This is a genomic window from Streptomyces sp. NPDC056224 (assembly GCF_042267665.1).
GTDB lineage: Bacteria > Actinomycetota > Actinomycetes > Streptomycetales > Streptomycetaceae > Streptomyces.
Map to the genome: position 1 here is coordinate 1 of NZ_JBHJTK010000022.1, position 22,261 is coordinate 22,261.

Genomic DNA, 22,261 nt, shown 5'->3' on the forward strand with positions numbered 1-22,261 from the left:
ACCCCATGACCACAACGGCGTTCGCCAACGTGCTGACGAGCGTCCCCGTCCGCCCGTGCCACATCAGCACCGCCGGGACGAGAGCGAGCTGCCACGCGGCGAACAGCCAGAGATAGCCGACGTACCAGCCGCTTCGTCCCCGCGCGGTCGCCTCGATCCGCGCAATCCCCTTCAACGACGCGACCGCATCGGCCTGTTCAGACATGGCACACCCCTCCCGTCGTCGCCGAGCAGCCTTGAACCTGCCCACTCGACATCTACTTGCCACATTAGCAAGTACTTGCCAGGAGGGATCAATTGCCGGTGTGCGCGCTGACGCCCGAAACACGCGAGCCGCCCAACTCCGGTATCCCCACACCGGGAGCTGGACGGCTCATGTGTTGTGCGACGGTTGACCAGCACGCGGTCGCATCGGCCCGTACCCCCACGGCCGGACCATGCGCACCTTTGGCGGTGTTCAGGTCACCGACCTCCAGCCGCGTGCCACCGGACCGTCACCGGCTCCGTCGCTCCGCCAGTCTGTTCCCGGCCGACGTCCATGGCAACGCTCCTTGACGCGTTCCTTCCGCACAGCCGTCGATCTTTGACGCGGCCCTGATGACCTGCGCGAAGACCTGATTCGCACGGTCACCCGACGGCCATCAGAAGGCCGTCAAAGTCCCGTTCAGGATCTTGCCCCGGCATCCCTGATGCGCTGGGATGGGGTCATGAACAGCGGTCCGCGCTACGACGATCGGCCACCGTCATGGCGAAGCCGTGCCGGTGTCACGTCGGTGCAGCCGACGGCGCCCGCTGTCCGCCCGGCCTTCTGACATCGGCCGCGCGTCCTCCGTGTACCTGCCACCGGCGTCCTGAAGGACTCCGGCCGGGGCTTCGTACGCATCCTCCCCTTCACCGCATGACCTGAGCCCTCGCCCCCTGCCCAACGCCGGGGGCGCCGGGCGCGTCAGCCATGCCTTCTTCCAGGAATCCGACATGTCTTCATCCCTGTCCGGACGTACCGTCCTCGTCACCGGCGCCACCGCCGGCATCGGCTACGAGACCGCTCGCCAGCTCGCCCAGCGCGGCGCGGTCGTCCTTCTCCATGGCCGTACCGCCGAGGAGGCCCAGGCCGCAGCCGACCGTCTGGTGACCACCGAGGGCATCGACAGCGCCCTGCTGCGACCGCTCGCCGCCGACTTCGCCCGTCTGGAGGAAGTCGAGAACCTGGCCCACGCCGTCGTACGGGAACACCCGCGCCTCGACGTTCTCGTCAACAACGCGGCCATCGCCGCCCCCGAGCGTCACACCCTCACCGTCGACGGCAACGAGATCGCCTTCCAGGTCAACTTCCTGGCGCACTACCTCCTCACCAACCTCCTGGAACCCTCCCTCACCAGCGACCCGGGCGGGCGCGTCGTCAACGTCTCCTCCTCGCTCCACCGCACGGCCGCCATCCAGTGGAGCGACCCGAACCGGGAGCGCCGCTACTCACGGCTGGCTGCATACGCGCAGTCGCAGCTGGCGCTGACCGTCTTCGCCTCCGACCCGCGTGTCACCGCCGTGTCCGTCCACCCCGGTGTCTGCGAGACCGGTCTGCTCCCCCTCTACGGCAACGAAGGCGAATCCGCCGCCGAGGGCGCCCAGCACGTCGTACGCCTCTGCGACCCCACCACCGAGATCGTCAACGGCGCCTACTACGACCGCGACGAACGCGTCGCCCCGGCCGCCGCCGCCACCGAGGACCGCACGATCAAGCGCCTCAACAAGCTCGCCGACCTCCTCGTCGGCCACACCGCCTGAAGGGACACCCGTCCATGTCCAAGCGCGCACACAAGAAGAGGGCCCGCCGCAAGAAGGGCTCCAACCACGGCAGCAAGCCCTCCTGCTAGCCAACAGCCCATTCCGCGGGGCGGCCCTCCGAACAGGGCCGCCCCGCCTCCATGTCCCGACAAGGAAGCCTCGTGATCAACCTGCCGCCCCACCGACTCCCGGCCCTCGTTCGCTGGTCCCCCACCGGGGCCCCGGGCTCGGCCGCCCTGACCGTGCACGTCCTGACCACCGAGGCCGGCCGCTGGTGGGTGGACCGCGTCATCCAGCCGCGCGTGATCGCCGCCGAATGCGGGGACCACGTCCTCTTGCGCGGAGACCCGCAGGCCCTGATGCCGAGGGATCTCAGGGTCTTCGCGGACCACTCCATCGAGGCTCCGGGCCGCTTCCTTCCGCTGATCGGGGCTTCGTTCGACCGGGTCGTGCCGTGGCAGCGCATGGTGTATGTCAAGCGCTGCCCCGTGCCCGCCACCCGGCCGCCCAGGGGTGTGACCGTACGGAGGCTCAACGCCCACGACGCTCGCGCGCTCACCACCCTTCCGCCCGCGATGAGCTGGATTCACCACACCTGGGGCGGTCCGGACGCCCTCGCCCGCTCGGGCTACGCCTGGGCCGCCTTCCAGGGTGACCGCATCGTGGCCGTGGCCTGCACCTACTTCCTCGGCACCGCCTACGAGGACGTCGCCTGCGTCACCGTGCCCGACCCGCGCCTCCAGTACCTGGCTCTCGACTGCGTCAACGCCCTGTGCTCGGACATAGCGGCCCGAGGGCACACCCCCAGCTGGACCTGCTCTGCGAACAACCGCCCCGGCCGCCTGCTCGCCTGGACCGCCGGCTTCCGTCCCGAGCGGGAGTACGCCCACTACGCCGTCGGCACACCGGCGGCAGCCGGAAGAGTGGCGGCGGGTTGAGGGGCGATACTCGCCGCGTGGACTCCATCTACCGCAGCACGCCGGGCCGGGAGCAGATCCGCCGCTGGTGCACCAGCCGGCTCGACGCATGGCCAGTGCCGCACAAGCGGACCGTTGTGACCGCCAACGGAGCAGAGACCCACCTGGTGAGCGCCGGCTCCGGCCCGACCACGGTGGTCTTCGTGCCGGGTACGAACTTCAACGCGGCCGCATCCCTGCCCCTGGCCACCGCCCTTGTCACGGCCGGCCACCGGCTCCTCCTGCCGGATGTCCCCGGACAGCCCGGCCTCAGCTCCGGGGACCGCGGGATCTCCGGCGGCCGCCTGTCGTGGTACGGCACATGGCTGAGCGAGGTCCTCGACGCTGCTGCCGCGACCGGGCCCGTGGTGGTGGTCGGGCATTCCTTCGGTGCCGCCATCGCCCTGTCCAGCCCGTCACCGCGCATCGACCGGCTCGTCCTAGTCTCCCCCGGCGGACTGGGCCGGCTGCGCCTCACACCCAGGCTGCTCGCCGTCTCCGCCGCCTGGTTCGTCCGGCCGACTCCGGCACGCAGCACCCGGCTCCTGCGGGCCATGCTCTCACCCGGCCACCAACCCCGCGAAGAGCTGGTGGAGTGGATGACGCTGGTCGCACGCCACTCCCGCTCGAGTGGAGCTCCTGGGGTGGCAGACCTCCCTGGGCGGGCCGTTCCCTGGCTGGTCATCACAGGAGCGCACGACACCTTCCTGCCACCGCGACGGCTCGCCCCGGCGGTCCGCACGATGCTCGGCACCGACCTGCACGTCATCCCGGACGCCGGCCACCTCGTGATCGAGGAACACCCCGGCCGGCTGGCGGCCCTTGTATGAGCGGACATCAAGCACACCGATCTCCCCTCCCCTGCCCGCGTCCGTACTGCTCACCGGCCCCCTCACCGGAACTCGGCCAGCCGGCGCCGCAGCCCCAGCACCGTCAACCCGGCCGTGAGCAGCAGCGACGCGCCGGCCGTCGGGCCCTGCGTGGTCAGTGCCCCTCGGCCCTCCCGGACAGCGAGATCGAAGTGCCTCTGGTTGATGGCGGTGACCTGGTCCAGAGCCTTCATCCACTCCCCGAAGTGGGCGTTCGAGGTGTCAGATGCCCAGCCGATGCAGAAGACCGTGGCCTCCTGCTGCTTGCCCTCGGCCACCAGCCGCCGGAAGGTCCGGTCGTCGCGCTGGTAGACGGCGTACGCCTCGACGGTCTTCTGGGCGGCCTCCCGCTCGCCCGCGAAGGTGATGTTGTCCAGTTCGCGCCGGTACTCGCCGGTGAACCGTTTGTCCTCGTGGTTGTTCAGGTACGTGGCCCACGTGTCAGCGAGCCTCCGGTCGTACGCATCGAGTCCGGCGCCCTGAATCCCGTACAGCTGATGCGACTTGTCGAGGAAGGAGAGCTCGTACGGGGGGGCGGCGGTCGGGGTCCAGGAGGTAGCGGCTCTCGTCGGCGTTGGCGTCGTAGCCGATCGCTTTGGACCGTGACAGCGCGATGACGGAGTCGAAGGAGTCGCGGCGGGCGACCTTCATCCGGTCGTCGGTGATCGTGAGCAGCTGGGCGCCGCACACGACCGCGACCACGGCGCAGAGGGTGGCGGCGATCAGTCCCGGGTTGAAGACCCGGCGGAACCGGCGCGCGAGATGGATCTGGAGCAGTACCAGCGCGGCGATCAGCAGCAGGCCGAGGACGGCTTCGGCGGTCCGCTGCACGTCGAGGTCACCTCGCGCTGCGACGTACTGCCGCTCGTACACCGCATTGTTGGCGTCAACGAGCTTGCGTGCCTCTGGGAGCAGCCGCCCCGTGAGGAGGTCGGTCGCGGTCCGGTAGTCCTCGCGGGCGGCGTCCTTGCCGCCGGGCCGGCTGTCGTTCTCCAGTGCCCGTCCGATCAGCTCCTGGTAGTGCGCGAAGTCATCGGTGAGCCGCACGACGGTCGCCTCGGTGGCCGGGTCGCCTTCCGAGGCGGCGGCGAGCGTGCGCAGGGAGCGGCTGATGGTCTCCTGCGCCTCTCCGTAGAAGCCACTCGCCTTGGCGTACGACTCTTCCAGGCGCCCCTTGCCGGTACCGGAGTCACCACTGGAGAGCAGGATGTTGGCCGTCTGCGCGTCCATGTCGTTGAGCGCGAGGTTGAGCCGGGTCGCGGAGACGGTACGGGGCGCGTCGCGCTGGGCCGTTTCGTCCCAAGCGGTGGTCGCGCCCGTCGCCGCGACCGCGAGCAGGATCAGCAGCCCGGTGGCAAGCAGCACGCACGCCGTGCGCGCGAGGCGCAGCCGGCCGGGCAAGGTGGCCCAGTAGCGGTCGGCGAGGAGGCGGGCCGCCCGGGCGATCACGGTGGGAGGCCGTGGTCCCGACGGCCCTCCTCCCAGCTCCCCTCCGGACGCCGTACGTGGGACGCTCACGCGACGGGCGTCCGGTGCGGGGCTCTGCGTGACAGTCTCTGGAGCCCCCGCTCCCTGGGTCTGTTCGGTACCGGCGGTGATCGTCACTCGCGCTCCAGCTCACACCCGGGCCGTTCGTACGGCCCTGCGTGCACGCCAGCATCTGGCTCAACAGTTCGACCCACCAGGCACGTTGATGGTCTTCATACGCGGGGAGACGCAGAAATGACGGGGTCTTGACGGCGCCCTCCGTCCGTCGGCTCCGCCGCACTCATGCCTCGAAGCGGTACCCCATGCCGGGGGCAGTGATCAGATGACGCGGGTGTGACGGGTCCGCTTCCAGCTTCCGCCTGAGGTGAGCCATGTACACCCGCAGGTAGTTGGTCTGCGTTCCGTAGGACGAACCCCACACCTCCTGGAGCAGACGCCGCTGGCTGACGAGCCGGCCCCGGTTGCGGATCAGGACCTCCAGCAGATGCCATTCCGTCGGCGTGAGCCGGATGCTCTTCCCTCTGCGCCTGGCCTTCTTCGCGAGCAGGTCTACGGTGAACTCCTCGGTCTCGACGACCGCTTCGTTCGCGGCGGCCGACTCCTGTGTCGGTGTGCGGCGGATGACGGCTCCCAGCCGGGCCAGCAGTTCGTCCATGCTGAAGGGCTTGGTGATGTAGTCGTCGGCGCCCGCGTCCAGGGCCTGGATCTTCTCCTCGGAGCCGTGGCGGGCGGAAACCACCAGGACGGGCACTTGCGACCATCCGCGCAGCTGCTTGATCACCTCGATCCCGTCCATGTCGGGCAGTCCGAGGTCCAGCAGGACCACGTCCGGGCGGCAGGCCGCCACGGCCGCCAGGGCCGTACCCCCGTCCTGCGCGCAGTCCACGTCGTACTTCCGCGCCTTCAGATTGATCACCAGCAACCGCGCAAGCTGCGGTTCGTCATCCACCACCAGCACCCGGGGCATTGGCGGGCCGCCTTCCTGTTGTACGTCCTGTGAGTACGGATAACCGGAGAGAACATCGGTTTTCGGCCGCCTCGGCAGGCGTTGACGACGTCCATACGGCCGTGGGTGCGACTTTGACGGCTTCCCTACGGCAAGGCTCGCGCGGCAGTGCACGGGACGGCCCGTCCGTGATGCGTCCCGGCTCCAGCCCGACCCCCCGCGGTCCGGACTGGGCGGGGGCTCGGCGGTGATCGTCACGCGCCCTCCAAACCTCGCATCACGGACGGTCGTCCGCTTCCCCCTGCCACTCAGTCTGCGATCACCGCCGTGTGTCAACGCACCACGTTGACGCCCTTCTTACGGCAAACCCGCACTTCCTGACGCGCTGCTGATGGCGGGCATCGGGGTGGCGTAAACGAGTCGTAAACACCATCGGCATCGGACGTAGCATCGGTGCGTTTGCTGTGATCTACGTGGTTCACCAGGGGGGAATGTCATGGGCATCGGCGGCAGGCAACGGGGAAGGTTCTTCGCCCTTGTTGCAGGTGGGGTGGTTCTTGCCTCGGGTGCGGGGTTGTACGGATTGAGCGCGACGGGCAGCTGGCCGTTCCGCGCGAGCTACTGCTGGGGAGCGTGGCAGGAGGACAGCGGTCCGTCCTTCCTCGGTGATGAGGCGCTCGGCAAGTCCGGCTCCGCGCGCCGGGCCACCGAGTCGGCGCCGCCCTCGTCCACCAGGCCGACCGCCACGTGCACGGTCACCGTCGCCTCGTCGGTCGCCGATGACGACTCCACCGAGCCGCTCACCTTCGATGAGCGCGTCACCCTCGCGTACGGCCCCGTCCCGGCCTCGGCCGAGGAGCGCCGTGCGTGGATAGCCCACTTCTTCGACGGTTCGGCCTCGCCGTTGCCCGACGGACTCAACGGGCTGGTCGGCGGCGATCGGGCCATGCTGGTGCTGCCCGAGACCTGCGATGTGGACGGCAGACCGTCCGCGGTCACGATCCGGAGCGAGAGCTGGGGCGACGGCCACCTGGGCAAGAAGGCCATGCCTTTCACCATCGGAAACCGGATGGACGTCGCCCGGATGCTGCTGGACGCGGCCGGCACCGCTGCGTCGAAGGCGGGCTGCAAGCCCGGAAGGCCGCTGCGCCTGACCTCGCCGATGGTGGTCACCGCGGAGAAGGACGAGAGGGCCTCCACTCCCCTGTGCAGGATTCCGGGGGTGACTTTCGAGTTCGGAAAGGACTCCGCCTATCAGCAGCAGGTGGGCGTGGTCGGTGAGCGGCTCCAGACCTGTTCGATGGTGTGGCGCTCCCGGGGAGTGCCCGATGAGCCGGCGGCGCAGTTCGTGATGGCGTCCGAGCCCCGCATGGTCGCACTGTTCGACGGGCTTCCCGAGGGCAACGGCCAAGGACTTGTGCGGGCCACCTGTGACGGTCGGCGAACCGTGTTCTACGGGAACGTCGAGCCCGGCCTCAAGGGCCGGAGCCGCCCGGACGACCCGCAGGTGTTCGCGAACTTCACCGCGTCCGTGAGCAAGCGCATCGGGTGCCAGGCAGGGGAGAACCGGTGACCGTAGACAACAGCGGCAGCGCGGCGGACAACGGAGAGAGCGTGACACCGGCAGTGGACAGCGAAACGACCCCGGCCCGACAGCCGGACAAGGAGCAGGACCTGGTTCCCTCGGTTCCCTCTCCCGCGCGGCCCTCGTTGGTGCGCCGGCTGCTGCGGAACCGCACCGTCCGGGCCACCGCCGCGGCCGTCCTGGCCGGCGGCCTTCTCGGGGCCGGTGCCGTCGCCTGGCGTACGGACACCCTGCCGCTGCTCGGCCCCGCCCCCTGCTGGGATTCCCTCAGCGACTCGACCGTGTCCTCCCTCTTCGGCGACCGCAGGACCGAGGTCGAGGAGCAGGCGCTGCAGACCGACCCCCACGGCCAAGGACTGTCCTACGGCCAGTGCCGCATCACCAGTTACAAGGACGACAGGGCCAGAAGGCAGCTGACCGTACGGGTGCACAAGCTGGACGGTCTCCACGGAAGCGACGGGCGGCAGTGGCCCGAGGAGTTCCTCGCGGCAGGCATGGTGGCCCTCGGAGAAGGCCTGCCCGGCATGGCGTCCTCCTCCCGCGCCTGGCTGGCGCTTCCCCAGTCCTGTACCGGCAGGCCCGCCCAGTTCGAGGGCCCGGTGGTGGTCGACGTCGGCATGGGGCCGGCGGGCCTTGACATCTCGTCGGAGTACGAGCGGGAGGACCGCGCCGCTCTGGCGCACGCTGCGGTGGATGCGGCCAACGGCGTCATACGCGAGCTGGGCTGCTCCGGGGTCTACCGGTCGCCGGAACTGCCGAAGGACGTCGTCGCGTGGCGCGACACACAGCCGGACGCCTTCTGCGGGATCAAGGGCCTCGCCCTCCCCGCTGCCTACCGCGAGAGCCTGTCACGTACCCGGGTCAGCGGCGACGGCGGAGCCGCCCGGATCTGCGAGGCCGCCGGGAGCTACCCCAGGGCCGCAGTCCGGATGACGACCGTCGTGGACCCGGCACTGGCCGAGGTCTTCTCCCAGGATCTCCTCAAGGGCGGCTCGTCCTTCAAGGGCACCAACGGGTACGGATCGTTCAACGTGAGCCGGGCCGTTTACCGGGCGCGGTGCCAGACCGGGGATGTGATCTTCATGGTGGAGCAGAAGGACAGGTTCGGGGAGCAGGACTTCACGTTCGTCCGCGACCTGCTGCCCGCCTATGTCGAGGCGGAGTCCAGCCGTATCGGCTGCGGCCAGGAGAAGGTGACACCGCCCCGCGGGTGAGCCGCGGGTAGCGGAGCGGGTTGTGCGGCCCGTGATCGGTAACACCCGTCGTGGCCGGGGCCGGTCATGCCGGTATCAGAGCTGTGTCAAGGACTGGGCGACCGCCTTGATCCCTGTCTCACCAAGCAGTTGGATGAACGACGTGAACAGCGGTCTGCTCCATGACGACCGGCCACCGCATACGGTGCGCCCGGCCTCGCGCGCTGCTCACCTGCCGGTGTGCTGACGCACCGATCGCAATCCGCGGCCGCCAACAGTCACCCGTAGGGCGGGCGGCCGCTTCCGTCCCGTGCCTGCCCTCGCCCCGGGCAGGCACGCGGCCTCGCACGCACCTCCTCACCAACCTGTTGGTGCCTGCGCCCGTCGGCCACAAGGCCTGAAGGCGAGCCACGGCCCGGAGCTGCGCGGCCTCCTGCCCTGCACCGCCCGCTCCCCCTGCCCAAGAACCCGTTGCAGCAGTACCTGGAGACATTCGTGATCGAGATCTCCCCGCAGCAGCTCCCCGCCCTGAGCCGTTGGTTCCCCACAGGCTCACCCGGTCCCGGGACACTCGCCGAGCACGTACTGACCACGGGCGTCGGCCTCTGGTGGGCCGACCGCCCCCACCTGCCGCGCGTCCTCGCCGTCAGCTGCGCGGACCACGTACTACTGCGCGGCGATCCGAGCGCGCTCACCCAGAACGCCCTGGCCCGGTTCGCCGACCGGTACGTAGAGACGCCCGCCCGGTTCTGGCCGTCGCTCGGCTCGGCATTCGAACGCGTCGTCCCCTGGGAACGGATGCTGTACGTCCACCAGCGTCAGGCACCGGTGTCCCTCCCCCGCATCCCGCGTGGCGCAACCGTGCGGCGGCTGACTCCCCAAGACGCTCCGGCACTGGCCGCGATGAACTCCGAGAACGCCTGGATTCATGCCAGTTGGGGCGGACCCAGCGGGCTCGCCGCCTCCGGCCACGGCTGGGCCGCGTTCGCCAGGGGTCGGGTCCTCTCCGTCGCCTGCACCTACTTCCTCGGCAGCACCTACGAGGACATCGCGGTCGTCACCGTGCCCGATCGCCGCCGCGAACGCCTCGCACTGGCCTGCGTCGCCGGCCTGACGGCCGACATCCAGGCACGGGGACACACCGCGAGCTGGTGCTGCTCACGCGACAACCGGCCCAGCCGGTTGCTGGCCTGGACGGCCGGCTTCCGGCTGACCCGCGAATACGTCCACCACGTCACCGGACGTGCCATGACACCTGAGGTTCGGGCGACCCCGGTTGCCGCTTGAGCCCCACTGGCTCCCCTGATCTGGCAGAGGAGGCAAGGTCGACCGATCACCGCGCCGCGTTGGTCCGCCTGGATTCAGAGCCAGTCCCGGCGCTTGAAGATCACATAGAGCCCGAGGCACACGGCGGCCATCAGCCCCAGTGCGAAGGGATAGCCGAGGGCCCAGCCGAGCTCGGGCATGGTCTCGAAATTCATGCCGTAGATCGTGCCCACCAGGGTCGGGGCGAAGAGGATGGCGGCCCAGGCCGAGATCTTCTTGATCTCTTCGTTCTGGGCATGGCCGGCGTGGGCCAGCTGCCTCATTTCCTCGTTCTGCTGCTGGGTGACCAGGGTGGCGTTGACCGCGAGGATGTCCTGGAGAGCGAGGCGGAAGCTGTCGACGCGTTCGGTGACGTGGGTGGCGTGGTCGGCGACGTCACGCAGGTAGCGTCGCAGTTCCTCGTCGATTCCGTATTTCTCGAACCCGGCGGTCAACCCTTCCAGGATCCTGGTCAGGGGTCTGGTTGCGCGCTGGAACTCCACGACTTCCCGGGAGAGCTCGTAGATGCGGCGGGAGACCTTCGGGTCGCCGCTGAAGACCTCGGTTTCGATCTCGTCGACGTCGTTCTCCACGCCGGCCACGACCGGCGCGTAGCCGTCGACGACCGCGTCGAGGATCGCGTACAGGACGGATTCGGGGCCTCGCTTGAGGAGATCCGAGCTGTTCTCCATGCGGTGTCGGACTGCTGCCAGGTCGGGGGCGGCTCCGTGGCGGACGGTGATCACGAAGTCGGGTCCGACGAAGATATGCAGCTCGCCGAAATCGACCTCCTCCGCGTCATCCAGATAGCGGGCCGCACGCAATACGACGAACAGGGTGTCGCCGTAGCGTTCCAGCTTGGGCCGCTGATGTGCCTCCAGCGCGTCCTCGACCGCGAGCGGATGCAGGTCGAACTCCTCGGCAACGGACAGCAGCTCGGCCTCGGTCGGCCTGTGCAGACCGATCCACGCCATGCCCCCTTCCGCCTCGCGGAGCTTCTGGAAGGTCTCGGCGAGCGAGTCATGCGTGCTGGTGCGCACACCGTCGTGGTACAGAGCGGCAGTGATCACGCTGTTTCCACGGGGCGATTGCCGCTCGGCCGCTACGGCCGTGCCGGACTGTTCGGCAATGGGGCGGGGCTCGGCAGGGCGCTTGGCCGGCTTCTTGAACGCGCGCAGGGCACGCAGGGGACGACGCTCGGACACGACGGAGTCCTTCCGCAGGCAGGAAGTAGAAAGCGTAGGGATGCACGAGGGCACGCCGCAGACGCCGCCTGCGGATCCGGCTAGGGTCCGGCCATGGCAGCGTCCCGCGGCGTTCGACTAGGAGGTTCACCACACATCGTGGATCTCACCTTCCTTGCGTACGCGGCGGGACTGGGCCATCAAGCAGGGTATACCCGCCAGGTGAACGCTTCGGACCGGTGATGGGCCCGGCTCTCGCCGGCCCCACCGGCTGCGGCACACTGGCTGCCGATCCGCCGAAGGAGCTCACCGTGTCGTTCATCCGCAGTCTCCGCCGCGTGGTGCGCCGCACCGACCGGCGCACCGTGGACCTCAGCCATCCGGCACGGTCTCCGCTCGGCAGTGCCGTGGTCAACTGCGTGGTCTACCTGGAGGGCGTGCGGCAGACCGGGAACTGCCTGGCCGACGAAGCGATCCGGCGGGTACGCAAAACGGGCGACGGCTTCGTTTGGATCGGGCTCCATGAACCCGGCCCGGAGGAGCTGGTCGGCGTCGCCGAGCTGTTCGGGCTGCATCCGCTGGCGGTCCAGGACGCGACGCACACTCACCATCGGCCGAAGGTGGTGCGGTACGACGACGTGCTGTTCACGGTCCTCAAGACCGTCCGGTACATCGAGCACAAGGAACTCACGGCCACCAGCGAGGTCGTGGACACCGGCGAAATCATGGCTTTCGTCGGACCCGACTTCGTCGTCACGGTCCGGCGCGGCCGACACGGTTCGCTGGGTCCTCTGCGGGAGGCCCTGGAGGCTACGCCCGAGCAGCTCGCCAAGGGGCCCTCCGCCGTCCTGCACGCCATAGCCGAGCACGTCGTGGACGACTACCTCGCCGTGACCGACGCGATGGAGGCCGATGTCGATGCGGTCGAGTCCGCCGTCTTCACCGAGCACACCGGCCACGGCGACGCGGGCCGCATCTATCAGCTCAAACGCGAGCTGATGGAGCTCAAGCGGGCCGTGGCACCGCTGGAGCGGCCACTGCAGGCCCTCGCGACCAAGCCGTCACCGTCGATCGCCCCGGACATCCAGCCCTACCTCCGTGACGTCGCCGACCATCTGTCCCGCACCACCGACCAGGTCACGGCCTTCGACGCACTCCTCGACTCGATCCTCCAGGCTCATCTCGCGCAGGTGACCGTCGCGCAGAACGAGGACATGCGCAAGATCACGGCATGGGCAGCGATCATTGCCGTGCCGACGATGGTGTGCGGCGTGTACGGCATGAACTTCGACCACATGCCCGAGCTGAAATGGCGATACGGCTATCCCCTTGTCCTTGGCCTGATCTCGGCGGCCTGCGTCTTCATCCACCGCGCCTTCCGGCGCAACGGCTGGATCTGATCCATACCTCTGGACGAACGCGAGGATGCGGTGCTTGCCCCCGGGCGAAGCCCCGGAATCGCAGGATCACAGCACCCCACACGCCTCAGCTCGCCAGATCCAGCCGCGCCTCCTCCAGATCCAGGCTGCGCTGCAGCCGTCGGCGAGTGGTGTCGCTGATGCGGTGCTCGTCGTAGAGGCGCTGCAGTTCGACGGCCTCCACCCGGATCAGGTCACGGCGCAGCAGCCGATAGACCTGGTCTGCAGATTCAGCCAGGTCGGCTTCCTCCAGGCGGTCGCGGGCGTGTTCGAGCCGGGCCTGGAGGCTGCGCCGGAGCCGGTCTGCCACGACGTCCGGTACCGCTTCGAGGTCGGACACCTCGTCCAGCCGCAGGATGCCGGCTGCGGCAAGGGCACACCGGGCGGAGGCCTCCTCGCGTTCGGTGTGATCCGGTTCGAGGGCGATTCCAGAGCGGCGGACCACATCGGCCAGGGTGAAACCCTGGGCGACGAGGGTGATCACCACCACCGACGTGGTCAGGACGAGCACGAGCGGGCGCTGGCCCAGGAGGCTGCCGTCGCCCTCCGCGACCGGGATGGAGAGGGCCGCGGCCAGTGGGACAACGCCACGCGTGCCCGCCCAGGTCAGCACGGCCGGGACGCGCCAGGAGGGACGTACGCCCGCGTTCCGCTGGACGACGGCCGAGAGGGGCAGGACCCACAGCAGCCGAACGGTGATCAAGGTCGCGGCGACCGCAAGCGCGTACAGCGGCCAGAGCCCGTCGGCAGCGGTCAGCGCGGCGACCTGGCCGGGCAGGGTGAGGCCGATCAGGCTGAAGACGACGCTCTCCAGCAGGAAGACCACGGTTCCGTTGACGGCGTGCAGCTGGATCCGTATGCCGGCATTGGTGAACCGGTCGGCCCGGCCTCCGAGCACCACGCCCGCCACGACGACGGAGGTCACACCCGATGCGTGCAAGGCCTCCGCCAGCACATAGGCGGCGTACGGGGTCACCAGGGCGACGACGGTCTCCAGTACCGGGTCCTCGGTCCTGCGGCGGATCAGCGCCACGACCCCGGCGACCGCTCCTCCGACGAGGGTGCCGCCGCCGGCAAGCAGCGCAAACTCCGTTCCGGCCGCCTGCCAGGACACCCCGGCGGAGGCCGCGGCGACGACGACCGCGACCCGGAAGAGGACGAGCGAAGTGGCGTCGTTGAAGAGGCTCTCGGCCTGCACGAGGACCTGGACACGGGGAGGCAGGGCGAGGCGCCGACCGAGCGCGGTGACCGCCACCGGGTCCGTACTCGCGAGGACGGCCCCCAGGACCAGCGCCATCTGCCAGGTCAGCGGGGTGAGCAGCGACGCGACCAGGCCGACCGCGGCCGCCGAGGCCAGGACCAGACCGACCGCGAGCACGCTGACCGGCTTCCACACCAGCCGCAGCTCGCGCCAGGACAGTTCCTCGGCGCTGGCGTACAGCAGCGGCGGCAGGACGATGAGGCCGATGGCCTCCGGACTGACCCGGATCTCCGGAGTGCCCGGTATCAGCGCGACGACGAGCCCTGCGACAACGAGCAGTGAGGGTGCGGGGATTCGCCAGCGGCGGGCACCTGTGGCCACGACCGTGGCCAGCACCACGAGGAACAAGACCGTACCGACGCTGCGCATTCCGCCCCCACCCGAGTCGACGCGGACCATGCGGTCACGCGACGCCGACCAGGCTTCCCGGCACACCGCCTTCACCCTATCGATGCAACGGCCGTCAATACACCGTCAAAGTCCCAGTCGACTCGCGTCAGGAGTGCGTCAGGGCCGTTTCCTTCGCGTCATCGCTGCTGTTCGCTGGTGAAGTTGAGGACGTGCGGAGGAGTCGGGTACGGGTGAGCACGGAAACTGTCGTAGGCATCATCGTCGCGGTCAGCCTGGTCGGGTACCTGGTCCTGGCCTTGTTCTTCCCCGAGAAGTTCTGAGCATGACGACCACGCACGAGGCGGGCCCGGTGGCCGACGCGGGAAACCCTGCCGTACGGCCGGGGAGGCTCAAGGTCTTTCTGGGTGCGGCCCCCGGCGTCGGCAAGACGTACCGGATGCTCGACGAGGCACACCGCCGGGCCGCCCGCGGCGCGGATGTGGTGGCCGGTTTTGTGGAGTGCCACCGGCGCCGGCACACCGAGGAGAAGCTCGACGGCCTGGAGATCCTCACGTCGGCCGAACAGGAATACCGTGGCGGCCAATACACGGAGCTGGACCGTGAAGCGCTGCTGGCCAGACGGCCGCAGGTGGTGCTGATCGACGAACTCGCCCATACCAATGTCCCTGGGGGCGGCCGGCACCCGAAGCGGTGGCAGGACGTCGAGGACATCCTCGCTGCCGGGATCGATGTCGTCACCACGCTCAACATCCAGCACCTGGAGTCGCTGAGCGACGTCGTCGAGAAGATCACCGGAGTCCCGCAGCGCGAGACGGTGCCCGATGAGTTCGTGCGCCGCGCCCATGAGGTCGAGCTGGTCGACATACCCCCCGAGGGACTTCGCCGCCGCATGGCACACGGCAACATCTATCCCCCGGAGCGGATCGACGCCTCGCTCGCCAACTACTTCCGCCCCGGCAATCTCATCGCGCTGCGGGAGCTGGCCCTGCTGTGGCTGGCCGGGCGGGTGGACGAGTCCCTCCACAAGTACCGTACCGAGCACGGCATCGGGGACGTCTGGGAGACCCGGGAACGCGTCGTGGTCGCCCTCACCGGCGGCCCCGAGGGCGAGACCCTCATCCGTCGCGCGGCACGCATCGCCGACCGGTCCGCCGGCGGTGAACTGCTCGCCGTACACATCGCGCGCAGCGACGGGCTCGCCGCCGGGGTCTCGCACGCGGCTCTGGCCGGCCAGCGGGCCCTCGTCGAACACCTGGGCGGCAGCTACCACTCCGTCGTCGGCGACGAAGTGCCCACCGCACTGGTGGACTTCGCCATGGCGGAGAACGCCACCCAGCTCGTCCTCGGTACGAGCCGCCGCCGTCGGCTGGAACGTTTCCTCACCGGACGCGGGATCGGCGAGACCGTCGTGGCGCTGTCCGAGGACATCGACGTCCACATGGTCACGCACGAGCGGGCGGGCCACGGCCGGCTACTCCCGTCCCGGCGCCGCACTCTCCCCACCTCCCGGCTCATCGCCGGACCCGTGGCCGGCGTGGTACTCCCGGTGCTGCTCACCCTCGGCCTCGACCGCATGCGCGGCACACTGAACCTCACCAGCGAGGCGCTGCTCTTCCTGGTGACCGTCGTGGGCGTGGCCTGCATCGGCGGAGTGGCATCCGCGCTGATCGCGGCGCTGACCGCCGCACTGCTCCTCAACTACTGGTTCATGCCGCCCATAGGCGAGTTCACCATGAGCGACCCGGACAGCGTGCTGGCGCTGGTGGTCTTCGCCGTCGTCGCCGCCACCGTGGCCGCCGCAGCGGACAGGTCCTTGCGGCTCTCCCGCCGTGCTGCTCGTGCCACGGCCGAGGCTGAGACGATGTCGTCCCTCGCCGGCAGCATCGTCCGCGGCGACCAGACGATCCCGGCACTGCTGGAACGTACGCGTGAAACATTCGGCATGGACACCGTCGAGCTGGCTCCCGAAGCCTGCGACACAGGCAGCGCGACCGACCCCGCCCTCGTGGTGGCGGCGGGCCCCGAGGCCTTCCTCGTCCTGCGCGGCCGCACGCTGCCCTCCTCCGAACGCCGCGTGCTGGCCGCCTTCTCCGCGCACGTCGGCGCGGCCGTCGAGCGGGCCCGGCTGGCCGAGGCCGCCGCCGAGGTCGAACCCATCAAGGCCGCCGACCGCCTCCGCACCGCCCTGCTCCGGGCCGTCAGCCACGACCTGCGGACCCCCTTGGCAGGGGCGCTGGCCGCGGTCAGCTCACTGCGCAATCAGGAGATCGAGTTCTCCGCCGAGGACCGCGCGGAACTGCTGACCTCCGCCGAGGTGTCCCTGAACCGGCTCAACCGCCTGGTGGAGAACCTGCTCGATCTCAGCCGCCTGCAAGCCGGCGCCCTCACGCTCGACCTGCGGGCCACCACACTGGAGGAAGTCCTGCCGGCCGCGCTGGACTCGCTGGACCTGACGCCCGACGGCGGGCCCGCCATCGATGTGCAGAGCCTTGAGTCGGTACCGGCGCTTCAGGCCGACCCGCCGCTGCTGGAACGGGTGCTGGCCAACCTCGTCGGCAACGCGGTCCGCCACGCTCCCGCGGAGCGCCCGGTGCTGGTGACAGCCAGCGCCCTGGCCGGGCGGGTCGACATCAGGATCGCCGACCGGGGCCCCGGGATCGCTGCCGACGACCGCGAGCGCGCCTTCGAACCGTTCCAGCGCCTCGGCGACCGCGACAACACCGCCGGACTCGGCCTCGGCCTCGCCCTGGCCAGGGGACTCACCGAGGCCATGGACGGCACGCTCACACCCGAGGACACCCCCGGCGGAGGACTGACCATGGTCCTGTCCCTGCCGATCGCCACCGATGCGACAGCAGGGCGGTTCTGACCGCATGTCCGCAACCCTCCAGCTCCGAGCGCGAGTCGGGCAGCGCTCCCAACACATGATCATTTGTGGTGACGACGGCCTCGCACACCGCCTGGCACAGGAACTCGACGCCGTGTGCGGCGAGGCTGTCACGGTCGTCCTGCCGTCGCGCCGCGAGGGGCACGGCGCCGAGGTCGTTGCCCTGCACCGGGATCCGCGCTCCCCCGTGGAGCTGCTCATCTCCGCGCGGCCCGACGAGCAGACCCTCCGGGAGGCCGGCGTCGAGCGTGCCGCGGCGGTTGCCCTCACCTACGGCGACGACCAGACCAACATGACCGCTGCCCTGCTCGCCCGCAGCATCAATCCGTCCGTACGCCTGGTCATCCGCATGTTCAACCGGGACCGCGGCCGTCATCTCGAACTGCTCCTCGACCGGGCGGCAGCCGCGCACGCCGGGTGCGACGACGCGTTCATCGACGCGTCCACGACGGTGCTCTCCGACGCGGACACGGCCGTCCCCGAATTGGTGGCCGCCGCGGCAGTCGGGCACGGGCCCACCCTCCAGGTCGAGGGCAAGGTGTTCCGCGGAGTGGTCCGCCCCGCCGGAACCCCGCCCCACACGACGGACCTGGCCACGCTCGCCGTTCTGTCCGGTACGCACATGGACGACCCGATGGGCGAGGACAGCGCGGAAACACCGGGCGCCAACGGCACCCAGCTGCTGCCCGACACCGCTACCGCCTACCACCGGCAGTTCACGCACGGCCGGCTCATGCTCGAAGAGGTGACCCACCACCACGCGCCGGCGGCCCCCGCCAGGCGGCGGGCCTATCGGGGCTGGCTGAGCGACCGGCTCGGGCACCTGCCCTGGAAGATCTTCGTCTCCCGCGAAGTGACCGCCGTCTTCGGGGTGCTCGCCGCGGCGGTGGTGCTACTGGCCACGGCGACGGCCGTCGTGGAGGACGGACCGCTGTGGAAGTCGGTGTACCTGCCACTGCTGGACATCTTCACCATGGGCGACCCGGCAACCGAAGACTCCACGGCCCGCCAGGTCCTCCAGCTCATCGCGGGTTTCGTCGGCCTGGCCGTACTCCCTCTCGTCGTGGCCGCCGCCATGAACGCCGCCACCCTGGCCTTCCGCACCGCGTCGGCCAACCACGTACCGGATACGGGTCTGCACGACCACATCGTCCTGGTCGGCCTCGGCAAGATCGGCACGCGCGTCCTGGCGCAGCTGTGTACGACCGACCACAAGGTCGTGGTCATCGAGCGGGACCCGCAGGCCCGAGGGGTCGCGCTGGCACGCGAGCTCGGAGTGCACCTGCTGCTCGAGGACGCCGCCGCTCCCGGGGTCCTCGATCTCGCCCGCATCGGCACCAGCAAGTCATTGCTGGTCCTCACCCACGACGACGGCGAGAACCTCGACATTGTGATGGCAGCCCGCGAGAGCAACCCTCGCGTGCGCGCCGTGATGCGCCTGTACGGCGACGACTTCGCCGCCACCGTCTCCCGCACCATGCGCGCCGGTTACCCGGACGCGCTCACCCGCAGCCGCAGTGTCTCGGCGCTGGCCGCGCCCTCCTTCGCCGCCGCGATGATGGGCCGCCACGTGCTGGGGGTCATGCCGGTGGAGCGCGGATCCCTGCTCTTCACCGTCGTGGACGTCGCCGGCCACCCAGAACTCGAAGGGCACTCCATACACGAGGCCTTCAAGGAACACGAGTGGCGCGTACTCGCCGTCGGCCCCGCGACCAGCCGCCGGTCGGCCTCCTCGACGGACACACTCGGCGGATTCCGCACGGACCGGCCTGCCTTCAACTGGCGACCACCACACGGACGGGTCCTGCGCCACGACGACCGCGTCGTGCTGGTGACCACACGCCGCGGCCTGGACATTCTGATGACCGGTGTCCAGCCACGCCCCGCAGGCCGCCGGCCTCATCCGGCCCAATGATCTCGCTTGGACCGAACTCGCTCACCGATCAAGTCACTTTCACCACGGGGGTCCTATGTCATTCGATGCCGAATGGGCAGAGCTCAAGTCAGCCGCTGCTGCGAACCAGACGGCAATGCGGCTCAATCAGCTCGATCCCGGAGGGGGCGGCGGGCCCGGGCCACAGGGGGATCTGGTGGTCACCCAGAAGGACCTGGCGGCAGTAGGAAACGCCGCATTCAAACTGCGGCAGAGGCTCGGCACCGATGGGGACCATGCCAAGGCCAGTACGCACGAGGCGGCCGGCTCCTTGAAGAAGGACTTCGCTCTGGGGACCGCCCTCTCGACGCTCGCGGACAAGTGGCACGACCAGGTGGGAACGCTGCTGGACGCCTGCGCCCACATTTCCAACCACCTCGACTACACGCAGAACGCGCACGCCGAAGGCGAGTACTGGATCGCCACCCAGTTCAAGTTCGCGCAGCTCAATACAGGATTCGAGGAAAGGGCGCAGCACTGATGGACCTGGACGCACTGCGTTTCGCGGACTTCTCGAAGCTGTCAACCGCCGTCGCGGACTGGACGGCCATGGCCACGAAATTGTGGGAGCTGGAGTCGGATGCCCGTGGCGACCTCGGAGGTAAAGCCGCGAAGGCCGACTGGGCCGGGGTGAACGCGACCGTGACCCGGGAGTTCATCGGCAAGACCGCCAAGGAGTTCGCCGACGCCGCCACCGAGGCCACCAGTATCGGGAACATCCTGCGTGACACCCACGGTGAGCTCGTCGACTACAAGGCCAGGCTGAACGAGGCCGTCCGGCGCGGGCTGGAGAAGAACCTCACCGTGGTGCCGGCGGGCAATGGCGGCTTCACCGTCACGATGAACATCCACCCCGACCGCGCCGCCAAGGGCACGACGGTGCCCGAGCACACCGAGGCCGATGCGACCGCCCTCCGCGACGAGGTCCAGCGGATCCTCGAGGGCGCCACCGAGAGCGACACGACGGCCGCCCAGGCGCTGACCATGCTGGTCAGCCAGACCCCGTACGGCTTCTCCGACGCCGCCTACTACGACCGCGACCGCGCCGCGGACGCCATGAAGGACGCCGACCGGATCGCGAAGCTCCTGAAGACCAAGGGCGACGACATGTCCCCCGAGGAGTTCGACAAGCTCAATGCCGACCTGGCCAAGTACAAGGACGACCGGCTCTTCCAGGAGCAGCTCGCCACCACCATCGGCCCGCGCGGCCTGCTCGACTTCTGGGCGGACCTCGCCGACCCCTCCGACGGCGGCACCCTGCAGCGCTCCCGCCACGACCAGCTCGGCGACTTCCAGCGCAACCTCTCCCTCACCCTGGCCGGCGCCACCCAGTCCGACAGCCCGGCCATGCGCACCTGGGAGAACGACATGGTCAAGCTGGGCGAGGAGCGCATCCAGACCCGCGGCAGCCAGGTCTACGGCTACCAGGTGATGAGCAACCTCATGCGCAACGGCGACTGGGACAACCGCTTCCTGAACGACTACGGCAACGCGCTCGTCGCCACCGAGAAGAAGATGAAGCTCCCGGCCAACTACTGGAACGGCGGCGTGCCACCAGTGCCCAAGATGAACTTCATCGGCGAGGACTTCGGCCGCGACCCCATGACCGGCTTCATGACCGCCCTGGCCGCCAGCCCGAACGCCGCGACGGAGTTCTTCAACGCGACGCAGCCCACCGACAACGCCCAGTACGTCCTCGGCGACCGGCAGACCTTCGACGACACACCCCTCAACACCAAGGACGGCAACGCCGCGCGGGAGGCCACGGGAGCCGCCCTGGTCTCTGCAGCCACGGGAGTCGACCCCAACAACATGACAACGCGTCCCGACGACCTCACGCCTGAACACCGCCAGGTTCTGGACCGCTCCCTGAAGTACCTCTCCGAGCGCGGCGACGAGTTCCCCTCCGAGATGCGCGACGACATGACCAAGGTCCTTTCCGCCCACAGCGATGTCGTACACCACTCGGCCAGCGCCATGTCGGACACGCCGGACGACCCCCGCCAGCTCGACCGCCACCACCTCCTGGAGGTGAGCAAGCAGGTCTCCCGCGACCAGAATTCCTACGGCATGCTCAACGAGGCCATGAACCGAGAAATGATCAAAGACATCCACGCAGAACACCCGCGTGACCCCAACGAGACGCTGCAAGATGCGGGCCGTACGGTCGGCTTCCTCGAAGAGGCCCGCTACCAGGCCCTCAAGACCGACAAGGATGACCCCACGTGGGAAGCCAAGTGGGGTTACCACGGCTTCGGCGGAGCCGCCAACTTCATCCCCGTGGTCGGCGACATAGCGCAACGAGGTGTCGACGCCCTCGCCTACCAGTGGCAGCTCGACGAACAGGCGCGGATCGACGCGGGAGTCCAGGACCAGAACGCGAAGACGTTCACGCACCGGGAGAACCAGCTGAGGGCTCTCTCCGAGGAATGGGCCAAGGCGAACCCCGGGCACCCCTACACGCCGCGCACGCTGGAGCAGGAGATCAACACGTCCGCAGTGACGGGGAACGTCGCCGCCAAGGGTCTGGCAGGCACCCAGTGAAGCGCCTGCGCACGGCCATGACGGCCGCCGCGGGGGCCGCGGCACTGATCTCCGTGACCGGGTGCAGCGAGAGCAGGGAGTACGCGCTGCCGGGCGACCTATGCGGCGTGGCCGTCGATTCGGCCCTCACCGCACCGCTGCTTCCGCCCGGCGCCAAGCTGGAGCAGTCGACGTACGCAGCCAGGCCGCACGCTCCGCGGTGCGAACTGACCGTGGACAAGAACACCGTCCTGACCGTGAAAGGCGACGTGACCACGGCGGACGAAGACGTCATGGGTGGCATCGGACAGCGCTTGGCAAGCTCTGGCGATCCCGTCCAGATCGACGTGGGCGACGCCGCCCGCGTTGCCGACTCCATGGCCGTCGCGGTCGCACGCTGCACTTACGAGGGCAAACCCAGCCAGTTCGTCGTCGAGATCTACCCGCCCATCAAGGCCTCCGACGTACCCGCACGCCGTGAGGCCCTCACCCGTCTCATGACCGTGTACTTCCCCGCGGCCCAGAAGGCAGTGGGCTGCGCCTCCTGACCGCAATGGCCGCTGGGGAATGCGCGCCTCCC

19 protein-coding genes are annotated in these 22,261 nt (G+C 69.5%); 13 read left to right on the top strand and 6 right to left on the bottom strand.

Going from position 1 to position 22,261, the window contains the following annotated elements:
* The coding region (locus ACFCZ1_RS23575) for a hypothetical protein (protein WP_376680256.1) at positions 1 to 205 on the bottom strand (205 nt) is incomplete at its 3' end.
* A 770-nt stretch (positions 206 to 975) separates the two neighbouring features.
* Here ACFCZ1_RS23575 and ACFCZ1_RS23580 point away from each other — a divergent pair.
* The 3 genes from ACFCZ1_RS23580 (at position 976) to ACFCZ1_RS23590 (ending at position 3,568) form a co-directional block, all read left to right on the top strand.
* Positions 976 to 1,782: an SDR family NAD(P)-dependent oxidoreductase gene (locus ACFCZ1_RS23580; protein WP_327381729.1), complete on the top strand. Its 807-nt coding sequence runs from the start codon at positions 976 to 978 to the stop codon at positions 1,780 to 1,782.
* A 161-nt stretch (positions 1,783 to 1,943) separates the two neighbouring features.
* The gene (locus ACFCZ1_RS23585; protein WP_376680257.1) at positions 1,944 to 2,720 is read left to right on the top strand and encodes a GNAT family N-acetyltransferase; all 777 of its coding nucleotides are present in this window, start codon (positions 1,944 to 1,946) and stop codon (positions 2,718 to 2,720) included.
* A gap of 17 nt (positions 2,721 to 2,737) precedes the next feature.
* Positions 2,738 to 3,568 (top strand): alpha/beta fold hydrolase, encoded by an 831-nt coding sequence (locus ACFCZ1_RS23590; RefSeq protein ID WP_376680258.1) that lies wholly within the window; start codon positions 2,738 to 2,740, stop codon positions 3,566 to 3,568.
* Positions 3,569 to 3,630: 62 nt separating this feature from the next.
* Here the strand turns inward: ACFCZ1_RS23590 and ACFCZ1_RS23595 are convergent, their stop codons facing one another.
* The 3 genes from ACFCZ1_RS23595 to ACFCZ1_RS23605 all read right to left on the bottom strand — a co-directional run bounded on the left by ACFCZ1_RS23595 (position 3,631) and on the right by ACFCZ1_RS23605 (position 6,062).
* Complete coding sequence (locus ACFCZ1_RS23595) at positions 3,631 to 3,885, bottom strand: hypothetical protein (RefSeq protein WP_376680259.1); 255 nt, start codon at positions 3,883 to 3,885, stop codon at positions 3,631 to 3,633.
* Positions 3,886 to 4,048: 163 nt separating this feature from the next.
* A complete protein-coding gene (locus tag ACFCZ1_RS23600) occupies positions 4,049 to 5,056 on the bottom strand; it encodes a hypothetical protein (protein WP_376680260.1) in 1,008 nt (335 codons plus the stop codon).
* 319 nt (positions 5,057 to 5,375) lie between these two features.
* A complete protein-coding gene (locus ACFCZ1_RS23605; protein ID WP_266674626.1) occupies positions 5,376 to 6,062 on the bottom strand; it encodes a response regulator transcription factor in 687 nt (228 codons plus the stop codon).
* A gap of 562 nt (positions 6,063 to 6,624) precedes the next feature.
* Between ACFCZ1_RS23605 and ACFCZ1_RS23610 the strand changes: the two genes are divergently transcribed.
* The 3 genes from ACFCZ1_RS23610 (at position 6,625) to ACFCZ1_RS23620 (ending at position 10,106) form a co-directional block, all read left to right on the top strand.
* Complete coding sequence (locus tag ACFCZ1_RS23610; protein ID WP_376680261.1) at positions 6,625 to 7,614, top strand: hypothetical protein; 990 nt, start codon at positions 6,625 to 6,627, stop codon at positions 7,612 to 7,614.
* Positions 7,611 to 8,840, top strand: a complete 1,230-nt coding sequence (locus tag ACFCZ1_RS23615; protein WP_376680262.1) for a hypothetical protein — start codon at positions 7,611 to 7,613, stop codon at positions 8,838 to 8,840. The genes ACFCZ1_RS23610 and ACFCZ1_RS23615 overlap by 4 nt, the downstream gene beginning before the upstream one ends.
* Positions 8,841 to 9,314: 474 nt before the next feature.
* Positions 9,315 to 10,106 carry a GNAT family N-acetyltransferase gene (locus tag ACFCZ1_RS23620; RefSeq protein WP_376680263.1) on the top strand — a complete coding sequence of 264 codons (792 nt, stop codon included), beginning with the start codon at positions 9,315 to 9,317 and terminating at the stop codon, positions 10,104 to 10,106.
* Positions 10,107 to 10,180: 74 nt separating this feature from the next.
* Here ACFCZ1_RS23620 and ACFCZ1_RS23625 read toward each other — a convergent pair whose 3' ends face one another.
* Positions 10,181 to 11,329, bottom strand: a complete 1,149-nt coding sequence (locus ACFCZ1_RS23625; protein ID WP_376680264.1) for a magnesium and cobalt transport protein CorA — start codon at positions 11,327 to 11,329, stop codon at positions 10,181 to 10,183.
* Between the two features lie 290 nt (positions 11,330 to 11,619).
* On the opposite strand from ACFCZ1_RS23625, the gene ACFCZ1_RS23630 reads away from it, so the two are divergent.
* Positions 11,620 to 12,708, top strand: coding sequence for a magnesium and cobalt transport protein CorA (locus ACFCZ1_RS23630; RefSeq protein WP_376680265.1), 1,089 nt, complete (start codon positions 11,620 to 11,622; stop codon positions 12,706 to 12,708).
* 85 nt (positions 12,709 to 12,793) lie between these two features.
* Here ACFCZ1_RS23630 and ACFCZ1_RS23635 read toward each other — a convergent pair whose 3' ends face one another.
* The gene (locus ACFCZ1_RS23635) at positions 12,794 to 14,356 is read right to left on the bottom strand and encodes a Na+/H+ antiporter (protein ID WP_376680348.1); all 1,563 of its coding nucleotides are present in this window, start codon (positions 14,354 to 14,356) and stop codon (positions 12,794 to 12,796) included.
* 212 nt (positions 14,357 to 14,568) lie between these two features.
* On the opposite strand from ACFCZ1_RS23635, the gene kdpF reads away from it, so the two are divergent.
* The 6 genes from kdpF to ACFCZ1_RS23665 are packed head-to-tail and all read left to right on the top strand — an operon-like array spanning position 14,569 to position 22,229.
* Positions 14,569 to 14,658: a K(+)-transporting ATPase subunit F gene (kdpF, locus tag ACFCZ1_RS23640; protein WP_107093322.1), complete on the top strand. Its 90-nt coding sequence runs from the start codon at positions 14,569 to 14,571 to the stop codon at positions 14,656 to 14,658.
* A 2-nt stretch (positions 14,659 to 14,660) separates the two neighbouring features.
* Complete coding sequence (locus tag ACFCZ1_RS23645) at positions 14,661 to 17,207, top strand: ATP-binding protein (RefSeq protein WP_376680266.1); 2,547 nt, start codon at positions 14,661 to 14,663, stop codon at positions 17,205 to 17,207.
* Positions 17,208 to 17,262: 55 nt separating this feature from the next.
* A complete protein-coding gene (locus tag ACFCZ1_RS23650) occupies positions 17,263 to 19,140 on the top strand; it encodes an NAD-binding protein (RefSeq protein WP_376680267.1) in 1,878 nt (625 codons plus the stop codon).
* A 55-nt stretch (positions 19,141 to 19,195) separates the two neighbouring features.
* A complete protein-coding gene (locus ACFCZ1_RS23655; RefSeq protein WP_214346496.1) occupies positions 19,196 to 19,639 on the top strand; it encodes a hypothetical protein in 444 nt (147 codons plus the stop codon).
* Positions 19,639 to 21,702, top strand: a complete 2,064-nt coding sequence (locus ACFCZ1_RS23660) for a hypothetical protein (RefSeq protein WP_376680268.1) — start codon at positions 19,639 to 19,641, stop codon at positions 21,700 to 21,702. The genes ACFCZ1_RS23655 and ACFCZ1_RS23660 overlap by 1 nt, the downstream gene beginning before the upstream one ends.
* Positions 21,699 to 22,229: a hypothetical protein gene (locus ACFCZ1_RS23665; RefSeq protein WP_376680269.1), complete on the top strand. Its 531-nt coding sequence runs from the start codon at positions 21,699 to 21,701 to the stop codon at positions 22,227 to 22,229. The genes ACFCZ1_RS23660 and ACFCZ1_RS23665 overlap by 4 nt, the downstream gene beginning before the upstream one ends.
* The last annotated feature ends 32 nt before the right edge of the window (positions 22,230 to 22,261 follow it).